Origin of the sequence: Blautia sp. SC05B48, from assembly GCF_005848555.1 — a bacterium.
Classification (GTDB): domain Bacteria; phylum Bacillota; class Clostridia; order Lachnospirales; family Lachnospiraceae; genus Blautia_A.
Genome location: NZ_CP040518.1, coordinates 2,390,903 through 2,403,940, shown reverse-complemented (window position 1 = coordinate 2,403,940; position 13,038 = coordinate 2,390,903). Strand labels below are relative to the sequence as shown.

At 39.0% G+C, this 13,038-nt stretch carries 13 protein-coding genes; 3 read left to right on the top strand and 10 right to left on the bottom strand.

Translation table 11 applies throughout. From position 1 onward, the window contains the following. Positions 1–20 precede the first annotated feature (20 nt). Positions 21–698: a recombinase family protein gene (locus EYS05_RS11080; RefSeq protein ID WP_174235846.1), complete on the bottom strand. Its 678-nt coding sequence runs from the start codon at positions 696–698 to the stop codon at positions 21–23. 72 nt (positions 699–770) lie between these two features. Between EYS05_RS11080 and EYS05_RS11075 the strand changes: the two genes are divergently transcribed. After that, a complete protein-coding gene (locus EYS05_RS11075) occupies positions 771–1,169 on the top strand; it encodes a hypothetical protein (protein WP_158293329.1) in 399 nt (132 codons plus the stop codon). 121 nt (positions 1,170–1,290) lie between these two features. Here EYS05_RS11075 and EYS05_RS11070 read toward each other — a convergent pair whose 3' ends face one another. From EYS05_RS11070 to EYS05_RS11050, 5 genes are all read right to left on the bottom strand, one after another. Then, on the bottom strand, positions 1,291–2,394 hold the full coding sequence (locus EYS05_RS11070; RefSeq protein WP_138277174.1) for a DUF4238 domain-containing protein: 1,104 nt from the start codon (positions 2,392–2,394) through the stop codon (positions 1,291–1,293). A gap of 126 nt (positions 2,395–2,520) precedes the next feature. Further along, on the bottom strand, positions 2,521–3,924 hold the full coding sequence (locus EYS05_RS11065; RefSeq protein ID WP_334295808.1) for a TnsD family Tn7-like transposition protein: 1,404 nt from the start codon (positions 3,922–3,924) through the stop codon (positions 2,521–2,523). Between the two features lie 223 nt (positions 3,925–4,147). Beyond that, positions 4,148–5,392 (bottom strand): TniB family NTP-binding protein, encoded by a 1,245-nt coding sequence (locus EYS05_RS11060; protein ID WP_138277172.1) that lies wholly within the window; start codon positions 5,390–5,392, stop codon positions 4,148–4,150. Position 5,393: 1 nt separating this feature from the next. After that, on the bottom strand, positions 5,394–7,211 hold the full coding sequence (locus EYS05_RS11055; protein ID WP_138277171.1) for a Mu transposase C-terminal domain-containing protein: 1,818 nt from the start codon (positions 7,209–7,211) through the stop codon (positions 5,394–5,396). Continuing rightward, positions 7,201–7,545: a TnsA endonuclease N-terminal domain-containing protein gene (locus tag EYS05_RS11050; protein WP_138277170.1), complete on the bottom strand. Its 345-nt coding sequence runs from the start codon at positions 7,543–7,545 to the stop codon at positions 7,201–7,203. The genes EYS05_RS11055 and EYS05_RS11050 overlap by 11 nt, the downstream gene beginning before the upstream one ends. Positions 7,546–7,616: 71 nt before the next feature. Here EYS05_RS11050 and EYS05_RS11045 point away from each other — a divergent pair, with 71 nt between their 5' ends. Beyond that, the gene (locus EYS05_RS11045; RefSeq protein ID WP_138277169.1) at positions 7,617–7,883 is read left to right on the top strand and encodes a hypothetical protein; all 267 of its coding nucleotides are present in this window, start codon (positions 7,617–7,619) and stop codon (positions 7,881–7,883) included. Positions 7,884–8,001: 118 nt separating this feature from the next. On the opposite strand, the gene gpmI is transcribed toward EYS05_RS11045, so the two are convergent. From gpmI to EYS05_RS11025, 4 genes are all read right to left on the bottom strand, one after another. Next, positions 8,002–9,543 (bottom strand): 2,3-bisphosphoglycerate-independent phosphoglycerate mutase, encoded by a 1,542-nt coding sequence (gene gpmI, locus EYS05_RS11040; RefSeq protein WP_138277168.1) that lies wholly within the window; start codon positions 9,541–9,543, stop codon positions 8,002–8,004. Positions 9,544–9,754: 211 nt separating this feature from the next. Continuing rightward, a complete protein-coding gene (locus EYS05_RS11035) occupies positions 9,755–11,050 on the bottom strand; it encodes a homoserine dehydrogenase (protein WP_138277167.1) in 1,296 nt (431 codons plus the stop codon). 52 nt (positions 11,051–11,102) lie between these two features. After that, the gene (locus EYS05_RS11030; protein ID WP_138277166.1) at positions 11,103–12,221 is read right to left on the bottom strand and encodes an Mbeg1-like protein; all 1,119 of its coding nucleotides are present in this window, start codon (positions 12,219–12,221) and stop codon (positions 11,103–11,105) included. A 183-nt stretch (positions 12,222–12,404) separates the two neighbouring features. Continuing rightward, positions 12,405–12,626: a hypothetical protein gene (locus EYS05_RS11025; RefSeq protein WP_118608582.1), complete on the bottom strand. Its 222-nt coding sequence runs from the start codon at positions 12,624–12,626 to the stop codon at positions 12,405–12,407. Positions 12,627–12,727: 101 nt separating this feature from the next. Here EYS05_RS11025 and EYS05_RS11020 point away from each other — a divergent pair, with 101 nt between their 5' ends. After that, positions 12,728–13,006, top strand: a complete 279-nt coding sequence (locus EYS05_RS11020; protein WP_118608583.1) for a helix-turn-helix domain-containing protein — start codon at positions 12,728–12,730, stop codon at positions 13,004–13,006. Positions 13,007–13,038: the final 32 nt, after the last annotated feature.

Here is a 13,038-nt window from a genome sequence, read left to right as displayed (position 1 = left end):
ATAGAAAAGGCAAGGTTGTTTTATCCTTGCCCTTTCAATTCCCTTTTGTATTTGTAATAGGTATTTCTTGACAACCCCGTCATTACCATGCACTCATTGTCATTAAGTGATCCACCAAAATCCCTACAATGTTTTCTTATGATTTCTTTCTTTTCAATACTTTTCTTGGTTACGAGCTTTCGTCCTTTTTCAATTCCAACTCTCTTTCCTTCTGCAATTGCACGTTGCACACCTTCTGACGTTCGCTTGTGTAAAAAATCCACTTCGTGCTGTGCAGTCTCAAACGCCGATTTGATTTGATTTTCAGCAAGTTTCATCAAATATTTATTAACGCCTTCTAATATCAAATCTACATCGGTATCAGTCATTGCAATCTGCGTTGTTTTTCGGAAATTTTCTGTATTTAATGTTGATTCTTTCAAAAATATTAGGTTTACTCCACGTTCATACAATTCTTTATATACTTTGAATCCTTCTTCTGCGTCTCTTGACATTCGACTTACTTCATCAAATATAATAGTATCATTGCACTTTACTTTTCTATAAAGATTACTCCATTTTGGACGATCCATCTTAGTTCCCGTAAATGCTTCTGCTATAATTACAGCATCAGGATTATATGCTTTAATATTATCTATCTGTCTTTGAACCTTCTGTTTAGCTCGGCTTACCCTGCAATATCCATACACTATACACATCTCTTTCCCTCCCGCTTTTTCAAATCTTTCCTTGCCATGAATGGATATACTTTAAAAGAGGTTGTGGAAAAGATGAATACAAACCACCCAGATACTCCTACTACAGCCCAAAACATAACAAATAAACTTGCCAGAGAAACAATAAAATTTTCAGAGGTAGTCGAAATTGCAGAACTTTTAGGATATTCCGTAGAATTCATTCCTCACAATCGGAAGGTGTACTTTCCTGCCAGTGAAGAACGAAACAATAAATTAGAGCAAATTGCAATAAAAGCTGAAGAGGATGTTATAAAAATCCCCAGTCCGAATTTCGGTGAAACGATTATCTATGGTACTAACGCACAAGCTGCTGCCGACCAGCTAATGAAACAACCCACTTTATCAAAAAGTGCCGAAATTTTACTGCAACACAGATTACAAAAAGAGTTGAATGTTCTTATCTCCGTTACAAACTCACATGTAAGTCAATGATTATACTTCACTTTAATAAGGCTGTAGAACAAAATCTGCAGCCTTATTTTTACCTTTATTAACTTAGTCAAATTCAGCCCTTATCACTTAGACGCTTAAACCACCTAAAAATGTTCTCGCTTTAGATTCTATCAGATATATTTTCTGATTCACTTATGACAATATTTTTTGATTCAGAAATAATTTTTCGATTTATACATTTAACCTCATCCGATGTAGCTTCAAAAAATTTTCCACTTCTATTATTCACACTGGACTTTCCGATAAATCGAATACAATATTTTGGCGATACTGGAAAAACCATTTCAACTTTAAACTTTCCAATCATTTTCATAACTACACACGGTGATGTAGATGTTATAAAAGAAACGCCGTCTTCTGCTTTAAGCAAATCCATAACATAATTTTGTTCTATCGAATCTATATACTTCTGAAGTCGTTGTTTCTCTCCCCTTGCAACATCCAATAATGTTCCATAAAAAAAGGATTCCGACGCTAACAACCCATCTTCTTTCATTTCCTCTAATTCAGGATTCTCAAACCCCATAGAAGAAAATACCTCTTTAAACATGTTTACTACAGGTTCAATATCATCCGTCATAAAATCATTCACTCTAAGATATTGAATAACAAAAAATTCTAGGAAATCCGCTTTATTACTTAAGCAAAAATCATCACCTAATTTTCTTTGTTTTTCTATTTCTTTCTTGATGTTATTCCATTTGGGTTCTAAATTATTTGCAAAATACGTTTCTTCAACAATTATCCCAATTTTTTCAAATAGATAATCATGTAAGTCCCTTGAAAACATATCATTTTCAATAGCTTTACCATCCGTATCTTTAATCATCCATTTATCTATATCTCTCCAACAACGCATAAGGTCATCATAATTTTTTATTTCAATAATTGGGTACTCTGCCTCTGCTTCCTTATCTTCTGCCAGAAAATCCGGGCATTCGATCTTATAATCTCGCTCTTGCAAAAAATCATTGATTTCATCTGATAGTTTATACAATAATCCAGGAACTTTTTTTATATCTAAATAATAGAAATCTTCTTCCATAAAGTAGGCGTGCTCCTGAGTTATGTTATCAACATCTTTGTAACTTTTACTATTTCCTTTTTTATTTACATCAGATTTATAAAAAACATAAAAACTGTGTTTTGTTCCCGGCGTTTTCCATGAAGAAAAATATGTTGCTGGAACTTTATGTGCTTTCATCCAATCCCTCCTATGCCATTTGGCAAAATTCTTTGTCGTGCTGGTAACTATTGTTTTATTATAGCACAGGATAACAGAAGCTATACTATGATTCTCTTCTGTTTTGATACTTTTTAAAATATTTCTCTACCTCGGACTGATTGCGTCAATAACTTCATCACCTAATTTTTCTCTGAAATATTTATCATGAGCTTGAAAATTTGATGCACTTATATGTGTTTTTTTATGTATATGATTCCAAGTCAACGCCTTTCCCTCTTTTTCAATAATAGAAATTGCCCAGAATATTTTTCTCGCCCAAAATCCTTCTTGAGTTTCTTCATACTTTTCAACTATTTTTCTGCATTTTTTCATGTTATATAAATCCCGATTATTCAACCCTGCTGCCCTATTTATTGCTCCTAACGTGATCCGCTTTGGCATCTCTCCATCCTTTTCCCTATATTCAGAAATGATAGTTTCCATTTTGGGATAATACTCATTATCCAATTTTTTAATCCGTTCGATTTTTACCCGACTCTCTTTTGCTTTCGGATAAAATCTCTCCGTCCATTCATAATCATTCCTTCTCAACCAGTGTAACTCTGATTTGTATTCTGACATATTACATATTTGTGTATATGTATATCCTGGATATTGTGCCATTGTCTTGATCCATATTTTTCTTAATTCAGTTACTTTCTGTTCTTTGTTGTTCCGTTTGTTTGTGACATATCTATCATCTTTATAATTCGGAACTCCGTGTTTGCTCCTAATTAAATTGATAAGTGCATTAGACACCCCTAAATCTCTTGATATTTGATATGCGCTTATATCACTACGAAGCATTTCAATAACTCTATCGTCAAAATCCTCTTCCGGCTTTTTAAATGGCAATCTGCATTCCATTAGCTCTTTTACCGGAATGCCCAGAAATACTCCTATTTGAATTATCTCATACGGATTTATTCTCTCTCCATGTAACACCTTTGAAATCTGCCACTTCATAGAAATCCCGTTATCCAGACTTTCATAAAATTCCATCATCTTTTCATATAGAATCGTTATATTTATAACTTGCCCTCTATTCGATAAATACGGCGTATTATTCATTTGCGACACAAGAAATTCGCCCGGCTGCAAATTAGCATATATTTTTACAGGTGTGCGAACCATTGCCTCAATATACTCTGCAAGTTTTGATTCTAATTCTGTTCCTTTCTCTGATTCTAAATTTGTGATTTCAGATTCAGCCGTTACAAAACCAGACACTTTATGCCTATCATATATAACCGTACTATTAAGTAATCTGCATTTATGTTTTGGACATACTTTGATTTCCGGCACTTGATGAATCCGATTCCAGTATGTCTCTCCATATTTTTCTCTATGCTCCTTGACACACATCGGACAATACTTCAAATATTCCGTTCTGTCCCGAATAGGGGTAATCGAAAATAAATTAACATAATTCCCCTTTAGAAGCGTAAGTGCTTGCATTGCTTCCCTTCTTTTTGCAATTTTTAAGTATCGCCCATAATAATTACACAACGTATGATTCCGTAAAAAGGTTTCCCACTTACAATTTTTTGTCAGATAATCAATAATCTCTGTAGACAGATTATTGCAAAATACAAATTCCAGTCTTCTCTCATTCGGATTTTTAGAAATTCTCCCAACGCCTGAATCTGTGATATATAACCGCCTTTTTCATATGCCCTTGAAAGATAACTGAACATTGTTTCGTCTTCATATATTTCCGGCAAATATAAGATCATACGGACACCTCCACAACTGTCAAATTTTTCTTTAGCAGTTCAACTATATCTGCTCCACTCTCTTTTGCTTCTTTAACAAGATCTGCGATTTTGATGTTATTGTTTACGGAGAAATCGCCGTTTGATTGTTGCTTATTCTTTTTCTTTCTGGTTGTTTTCTGAGGCTTCTGTATCGTTGCGAATTCTACATAATCATGCAGTAGCTCCATACGATTGTTATATGCCTTTTCCAATAAATCCAATGTCAACTCTTTCTCACTTGCAAGAATGCCGATTTCCTGTGCATCATGCAAAATCGCTACCACCATAGATACATTGCCGTTTGAATGTTCATACAGCCATTCAATAATCTTATCTGTGATTTCTACATGTCTTTCCATGTACTGATACTGAAAGATTATCTTACAGAATGCAATAAACTCTATTCCATATTCCATAGAGCCATATTGCAGCCCCATTGTTCTTCTAGCAAGATGCATCGCCTTAGAAAAGAACTCTTTACATTCCGGCGTGCCGACAAAACAAATACTAATGCCGGAATTATTGACTAACTGTGTAATACTTCCAACCAAATTTCTTCCATTTTTTGAATTGCATACATTCTGTATTTCATCAAGTATCAATAAACCGATATTATTCAACGCAATCTGGCTCACACAACCAATCAAAGTATCTGTTGTTGATTTCTTTCTATGTGCGTTTTCATAGTATTTCGATCCCAGAATCTCATCAACTCTTCTCAAAATTTCCAGCATTAACCCTTTTGTGGATGCATCAAACGGAGTTTGCACGACCAAAACAGGAATAATCTTTGCATATGGATTTTCCGTTTCTATTACTTCGCTATCTGTCGTTACCTGAATCGCCCGGAAAACAGATGCACTTTTCCCTATCCCGGAACTTCCAATAATCGAAAATGAATCTGAACCGCCGATAATCCCACCGTTATAGGATTTATGCTGCATTGCCTTGAAATTTTCTCTTTGCTGTTGCATAACGGCACTTGTGCATTTTTTCTGCAGTGATCGTATTAAAGCAAGGTACAATTTACTGTATATTTCCTGCGACATCTTTGACGGAACATAGATTCTATATATATCAGATAGTGCCATTAACCGCTCTGCTGCACTTGCATTTACAATCTCTGGATTATACTCTGGCAGAACACTTAAAGCGGATATTAGCTCTTTTCCCGATAACATCGGCGGTAAATTGTCTGTGATATCTTCAATTTTTCTCATCTTATTCACCGTCCTTTACAAAGTTTATATGCGCTCTCTGTGTCTCATATTTTCGTGTTTGGCGAACATCCTTCACTTTTACGTCTGACTTATAGCACACATTATTTGCAATGGTTTCTATATAGCGTGCAAGGTCAATCTGGGCTTGCGTACTCTTTCTATTTTCGCCCGATATAAGCGTTTTCTGACTGCCCCTGAGTATTTGTGCTTCTTCTATATTTTTGCCGTTATATCGCCTTTCTACAAGGTCAAACGTCACATACTGACCGCCAATCAATGCCCACACTGTTGTTACATCATCAGGATTATATGCTACATTGATTTCGCCACCGCTCAAATATTCTTCTGTATATCCTTCACAATGATATCTCATTTTATTGACCTTCAGACCGTACCTGGTAAACTTACCGATTGTTCTAGGCAGCAGAGAATAAATAACCTCGTTCTTTTTAACGGAAATCATATTTGCACCAGGTTGATTTTTCCCCCATTCAAATATACGATTCGCATACGGCAATATATTTTCTTCAATCATCTGATCTGTATATGGGAAATTCTCTATAATACGTTTGGAATTGTAAAAGATGATGCAACGCAATATTACACGCTCAAAATCTTTTATAGTCAAACATGCATCTTTTCTATAATCGTGCGATCCTCTTTCCCTGAAATCCGGGTTTATAACGCCTTTTCCTTTGAGATGCTTTTTATAATATCCTTGCACCAAATCAAAGAATTTCTCCACTGATCCTTTTAATTCTGGTCGGTATGGTGGAAGATTCGTTATTGTAACTCCCAACTCTGCCAATTGTTCAAAGTTCTCTGATTTATATTCCGATCCCATATCCGTAACCAATACACCCGGAAGTTGGCTATTATTCCACTCGTTTTTATCTATGATGATTCCATGTTTTTTGCACCATTCCACCTTGTCTGTGACAACATTTATCATCAGATTTCTTAAACTGTACATGCCACCTTCCCATGTCAATGAATAACCGCAACACAAGCTGCTATAAGCATCTATGCAAGTTGTAAACACTGGTCTTCCTACAAGATTTCCGGCATCATCCACAAGATAAATGTCACAAATGGTTGCATCCAACATACCCACTCCGACATTCGGCGCAAACTGCTGTACACCATCGCCGGTTAATGGGCGGTTGTTCCTTTGATAGCTTTTCAGCCCATCCCTTGAAATATAATAGGTCTGCATACTTTTTGTTTTTCTGTAAAAATATCTGAATTGATTGAAGGTCGGATATTCTGGCAGCAGTTCTCCATTCGCCTCACAATACTTCTGCTTCAGCATTAGGGTATATGCTGTCTGTAAGCTATTTTTATTTCTAGTATAGAAGAATTTGTTAAGTGCCCACCTCATGTTTTTCTCATCTTTGGAAAGCTCTTTTTCTTTTTTCTGTTTGGGTGCTAATACAGATATGTCCTGGTATATTAAATACAGACATAAATAATGACGTATCGTTTGTTTGCTTACATGCATTTCTTCAGAAATATTCTCAATCATCTGATTTCTCTTTGCGTTATCTGCAATGAATGGCAGAATTCCGGCAATCAAAGAAAAATGCGCATGAATGAATTTTCGACTATCCGCATCAAACGATTCCATAGATTTGATATTTTTATTTGTGATACTGAGTAATTCTTGTTCTGTACAAAGCAAAAATGAGCTGATGTTTTCGGTTTTTACCCATTTTGGCATTGTCTGTTTTATGCAGTCAATTATCAGTTTTTTATCTGGCTGCTGATCCAGTATTCTTATGATGTTGTTGTCGTTTCTTAAAAGGCAATTATTCTTCATTGATTACTAACCCCCAATCCTCAATACCCTGTTCTAACCAATAGTCTCTTGATATATCCAGTAATTTCACTGTTAATGGCTTCATTAAGTGTTTTCTTTGCACACACTCTCTTACCATTTTTTCGTTATTGGTTTTTGTACATAGGAAGTCAGACATGTACACTCCGTCTTCTAAATCTTCCAAAATGACATTACATTGAATTTCTACTATGTCGGGATCGTTTTCAAGGATTTCCGCATAGCTAGTTTGGATTGGATCATAAGTACGACATATGCTGCTGCACTTGGAAAGCATACGTTTTTCGCAACGTCCTTTGAATGATTTTTTCCGCATTTTCTCCCACCTTTCCCGATTTTACTTAGTTCCCAAAAATTTTCCCAAAAGTAAGATTTGGAGTCCCAAAAATGAATTTGGGAGTTGTTTTCGGGAAATGGATTTGTAGAAAAGTGCCATTTTTCAAGGATTTTGAGCTTCCCAAAAATGAACTTGGGAAATTTCTCTATGTTTTTGAAAAAGTTGACTATCCTCGAAAGGACAATTCAAATTATCCTTATTCATTTTTCTCAAATCTGCTCCCTTTGCTGATTTCAGCAATCGGGAAACTAAATAAAATCAATATTTTATTTGAAAATCACCGTGTTTTCGGGGTTTTTACTATGTGGGAAAATTAAAAAACCTTGGGATATGAGTAAAATTCCCATATCTCAAGGTTTAATTTTTTCAGCTGGACGCTAATCATTTTTACCTTTTTCAGGATAATGAAGTTTGCCCTTTACACGTGAAACTTATTTATTTCTCAACAAGAAGAGACTCTCCTGTCATTTCCTTCGGCTGCTCCATACCCATAAGCTGGATCAGAGTCGGAACGATATCTGCAAGACATCCGTTCTCACGAAGTGTGTATTTCGAATCTGCGTTTACAAGGATAAACGGTACCGGGTTAGTTGTATGAGCTGTCCATGGCTCACCTGTTTCATAGTTTACAAGCTGCTCTGCGTTACCATGGTCAGCGCAGATAAAGAGCTGTCCGTCAACCTCTTTGATCGCCTCTACAGCCTTACCGACACACGCATCAACAGTCTCAACAGCCTTGATCGCAGCTGCCTCAACACCTGTATGGCCAACCATATCCGGGTTAGCAAAGTTGATGATGATCACATCATACTTGTCAGACTTAATCGCCTCTACAAGCTTTTCACAAACCTCCGGTGCGCTCATCTCCGGCTGCATATCGTAGGTCGGAACCTTCGGGGATTTTACAAGGATTCTGTCCTCTCCTTTGTTTGGCTCCTCAACACCACCGTTGAAGAAGAATGTAACATGTGCATATTTCTCTGTCTCGGCGATACGTGCCTGTGTCATATCGTGAGCTGCAAGGTACTCACCGAAGGTATTGTGAAGAAGAACCTTGTGGAATGCTACCAGCTTATTCTGGATGGTATCATCATACTCTGTGAAGCATACGAATGTGGTATCCAGTCTCTTTGCTCTCTCAAAGCCCTTAAAATCGTCATCACAGAAAGCTCTTGTGATCTCTCTTGCACGGTCCGGACGGAAGTTGAAGAATACAACGGAATCCTTATCGGAAATAGTTGCAACCGGTTTGCCGTCTTTCTCGATAACAGTCGGAAGCACAAATTCATCTGTCTTGTCAGCATCATAGGAAGCCTGAACTGCTGCTGCAGCATCTGTTCCCTTTACGCCTTCGCCCTGTGTAAGAGCTTTATATGCAAGCTCAACACGATTCCAGCGGTTATCACGATCCATTGCATAATAACGTCCGGAGATCACACCGATCTCACCAACGCCGATCTCTTTCATTTTGGCTTCCAGCTGCTCTACAAACTCTTTACCGGATGCAGGCGGTGTGTCACGTCCATCCAGGAAGCAGTGTACGTAAACTTTCTTGAGTCCCTCTCTCTTTGCCATCTCAAGAAGTCCATAGAGATGTGTATTGTGGCTGTGTACGCCACCGTCAGAAAGAAGTCCCATAAAATGGATCGCGGAATCATTGTCTTTTGCGTTCTTCATAGCAGTAAGAAGTGCCTCATTCTTGAAGAAATCGCCGTCCTGGATCTCTTTTGTGATTCTTGTAAGCTCCTGGTATACGATACGGCCTGCGCCCATGTTCATATGACCAACCTCGGAGTTACCCATCTGTCCGTCCGGAAGACCTACCGCAAGACCGCTGGCATTGCCTTTTACAAACGGATAATCTTTCATAAGTCCGTCCATAACCGGTGTTTTTGCCTCATATACAGCATTTCCGTCATGTCTGTCATTGAGTCCGTATCCATCAAGGATCATTAAAACTGTTGGTTTTTTGCTCATAATTTTCCCCTTCTTATCTTTGATCGAAAATCTGTCCGGCACAGCTCTTCAATGATTCTGAAACTCTCTGTACCATTCAGGATTCTTTTGTTTTCCATTTTATATAGTACCAAAATCCAGAAATTTTGCAACGTTTTCTTTGACAAAAATTTGTCTGTTTCCAATTTCCTGACAACTGATGCGGCTGATCTGTAAATTTACGCGAAAGATATTATTTCTGGTATACACGGATCATAGAAGAAATCTTTCTTACAGATGCGCTATTTTCCAGCTCTTCCTTAACCTTAAAGAAAGCGCCCTCACTTACAAGTTTAGTGATCACAACAACCTCTGCAGTATCCGGTCTCTTGCTTTCTTTCTGCATGATCTGTGCCACGCTTGCCTGATATTTTGCAAAATGCTCCAGGATCTCAGCCAGCACACCGCAGCGGTCCTCTACCTGCAGGCGGAGAAAATAGCGGTTATGGGTATCTGCCATATCTTTTACCGGAAGTGTCTTATAGCAGGTGCAGCCTACTCTTCCGCAGCAATCTGCCTTCATATTACGAACTACCTCAAATACATCACCGGCAACCGCACTTGCTGTAGGAAGCTCACCTGCTCCACGTCCATAGAACATGGTATCTCCTACTGCATCTCCGTGTACAAAAACCGCATTATAAGAATCATTGACGGATGCAAGGGGATGCTCTGCCGGAATCAGCATCGGGCAGACATAGGCCTCAACGCCGTCCTCCTGACAGCGTGCAACACCCAGAAGCTTGATCTCACAGCCCATTTCTTTTGCGTAACGGATATCCTTTGCTGTGATCTTTGTGATTCCTTCTATATGAACATTATCAAGGGTAACTCTGGAATTAAAGGCAACTGATGCAAGGATGGCAACCTTTCTTCCTGCATCAATTCCTTCGATATCTGCGGTAGGATCTGCCTCTGCATATCCAAGCTCTGTAGCAAGCGCAAGTGCATCTGAAAATTCCATTCCTTCCTGGGACATCTTGGTAAGGATAAAGTTCGTAGTTCCGTTTACGATCCCCATAACTTCCGTTACATGGTTGGCCTCAAGACTGTTCTTCAACGGGCTGATGATCGGGATTCCTCCGGCAACTGCTGCCTCAAACAGAAAATCCTTCTGTGCTGCCCTGGCAGTTTCCAGGATCTCTTTTCCGTGGACTGCGATCAGATCCTTATTTGCAGTTACAACGTTCTTGCCGGCTTTCAGTGCTGCAAGGATATAAGTACGTGCCGGCTCGATCCCACCGATCAGCTCGATCACAATATCAATGGAAGGATCTCCCTCAATATCTGCCCAGTCCGTTGTAAGAACAGAAGGATCATCTACCTTCCCGGATGCTTTCCCAAGGTTACGCACCAGGATCTTTGTGATCTTTACCTGGCATCCAAGCTTAGCTGTCATTTCCTGCTCCTGGCTTTTGATCACTTTATATACACCGGTCCCTACTGTTCCGAGACCAAGAAGGGCCGCATTTACGACTTTTTCGTTCATTTTCTGATGTCCCCTTTCCGTTTTTTCCAATTTTATCAGAGTAACTCCTATGTTATGGCAGAAAACGCTTTTTGTCAAGTTCCGGCAGAGGAAGCAATTCCAGCCAGCTGCCAAAAAGTCCGGTGATCAGCTCCTGCACCATAGCTTTTGACTGTGGTTCCAGTTTATCCAGCTGGCGCACCATGGCAGCCAGACTTTTCAGACCGCCTTCCTGGATTTGGGAAATGGTATCTGCTCCGGTTGCTTCCAGCACAGAAAAAAGTTCCCCGATGAGATGCTCTCTCTGCTTTTCATCCATATGGTCGATCCATTTGTGAAGACTTCGATCTGACGCCGCAGCTCTTCTTGTCAAACTTTCTTTCTCTATAAAGGATGGCCCCATTACCTCCCAGGTAAAAGCGTCATGCTGCAGGATTCCCTTCTGTGTACTGGCTACGATCAGCGGATCTTTCTGGTGGCTGAGCAGCATCCCGATCACAGATGCCTCGGGAATGATACGAGTGACTTTTGGCAAAACCCTTTCCACTCTTCCGTGACTGAAAAATCCTTCCGGAAAACCCGGACCATCATTATCATAGACAGAAAGAATCTTTTCCTGCAGGATGTCACTGCACTGCATCGCTGTATACATAGCCAGATTTCCTCCTTTGGAATGACCGCCGATCCGAAGCATGGACTGTATATAAGTTCCATGCGTTTCCAGATATTCCAACGCTTTTCTGTGCGAAGGAACAACTCCGTTGCTTAAATTAAAATCCTCCTTCCACCCCACAATGGTATCATCGGTTCCACGAAATGAAATATATGTGGTTCCATCATCCAGTCCTATAGTCACTGCCGCAAACTGCTGAGCCTGACGGGAAAGGATTTCATTGACAAAGCCTCCTACTGTACATTTCCGGAACCTCTCCGCACAGGCCATTTTTTCAAGGAGCACCGGTGTATTCTGCAGAAATGCACTTTCTGCTTTCATATCCTTCTTTATTTCCCGTCTGGAAAAAGCCGCAAAGAGTTCTTCTACAGAAAGAGTATTTCCGTTTTTTACTTCTGCCATCTCATCCAGATCAAGATAGGAAAAACACGCCAGTATCAGATTGTCAACTTCATTAAAGGGTGACTGCTCAAAGGTAATATCTCCTCTCCAGTCAAGATAATCCAGAATATTCCCCATAAAATCCTCCACAAATGATCATATAAGCGTCTTACGCACAGCTGCAGGCTTTCTTTCTATTATAATACGTAACGGCTGCATCACAGCACAGCCATCTGATGCGTTTCTGCCGTTATCAGATAACCGTTTTCTGAAACGACATACCCTGCCAGATATTTATTGTTATCATACCATAAATCCTGATCATTTGCGCCTTTCATCCATTTTTTTTCTGAGATAAAGGATGTAATGAATGCAGCCGCAGGTAAAAGCCGGAAACAGTATCGACAGGCCTGCTGCTGACATCATATAGATCACTGCCCCTTTTCCACCATCCGGTGTTCCTGCCACAAAGCAGTAGAACATGGTAGCTGAAAAATACAGTGTGATCACCACTGAAATTAAGATTTTAAAAAACTTCCTCATTGCTTCTCCTTTCTGTAGTGTCGATATAAGGACACTGTTGTGATTCCAATTTTACCTTCATAATAAGATTAATTCAAGGATGAATCGGACAGGATATATATATGATAAAATATGACAGATTTTGGGTCACGATGAAGGAGCGTGGGATCACTCAGTATGATCTTTATGAACATTACCAGATCACCCGTTCACTTCTGGACAGACTTCGAAAAAATAAAAATGTTGAAATTTATACCATAGACAGGTTGTGTTCCATTCTCCACTGCGAGATCGAGGACATTGTGGAACATGTTCCCGAGCCTGACGAAAGGAACGAACATACAGAAAAAGCTTCAGTGAAAAACAATCCTTACTCTGAAGATAAGAAAAACTCTCTCTGACTGTGATCAGATGCAGCTTTTTGTTGGCTGTG

Excerpts from the sequence above, each read along its gene's own strand:
- EYS05_RS11080 (WP_174235846.1), bottom strand. The coding sequence starts at position 698 with ATGTGTATAGTGTATGGATATTGCAGGGTAAGCCGAGCTAAACAGAAG.
- EYS05_RS11075 (WP_158293329.1), top strand. The coding sequence starts at position 771 with ATGAATACAAACCACCCAGATACTCCTACTACAGCCCAAAACATAACA.
- EYS05_RS11070 (WP_138277174.1), bottom strand. The coding sequence starts at position 2,394 with ATGAAAGCACATAAAGTTCCAGCAACATATTTTTCTTCATGGAAAACG.
- EYS05_RS11060 (WP_138277172.1), bottom strand. The coding sequence starts at position 5,392 with ATGAGAAAAATTGAAGATATCACAGACAATTTACCGCCGATGTTATCG.
- EYS05_RS11055 (WP_138277171.1), bottom strand. The coding sequence starts at position 7,211 with ATGAAGAATAATTGCCTTTTAAGAAACGACAACAACATCATAAGAATA.
- EYS05_RS11050 (WP_138277170.1), bottom strand. The coding sequence starts at position 7,545 with ATGCGGAAAAAATCATTCAAAGGACGTTGCGAAAAACGTATGCTTTCC.
- EYS05_RS11045 (WP_138277169.1), top strand. The coding sequence starts at position 7,617 with ATGAATTTGGGAGTTGTTTTCGGGAAATGGATTTGTAGAAAAGTGCCA.
- gpmI (WP_138277168.1), bottom strand. The coding sequence starts at position 9,543 with ATGAGCAAAAAACCAACAGTTTTAATGATCCTTGATGGATACGGACTC.
- EYS05_RS11035 (WP_138277167.1), bottom strand. The coding sequence starts at position 11,050 with ATGAACGAAAAAGTCGTAAATGCGGCCCTTCTTGGTCTCGGAACAGTA.
- EYS05_RS11030 (WP_138277166.1), bottom strand. The coding sequence starts at position 12,221 with ATGGGGAATATTCTGGATTATCTTGACTGGAGAGGAGATATTACCTTT.
- EYS05_RS11025 (WP_118608582.1), bottom strand. The coding sequence starts at position 12,626 with ATGAGGAAGTTTTTTAAAATCTTAATTTCAGTGGTGATCACACTGTAT.
- EYS05_RS11020 (WP_118608583.1), top strand. The coding sequence starts at position 12,728 with ATGATAAAATATGACAGATTTTGGGTCACGATGAAGGAGCGTGGGATC.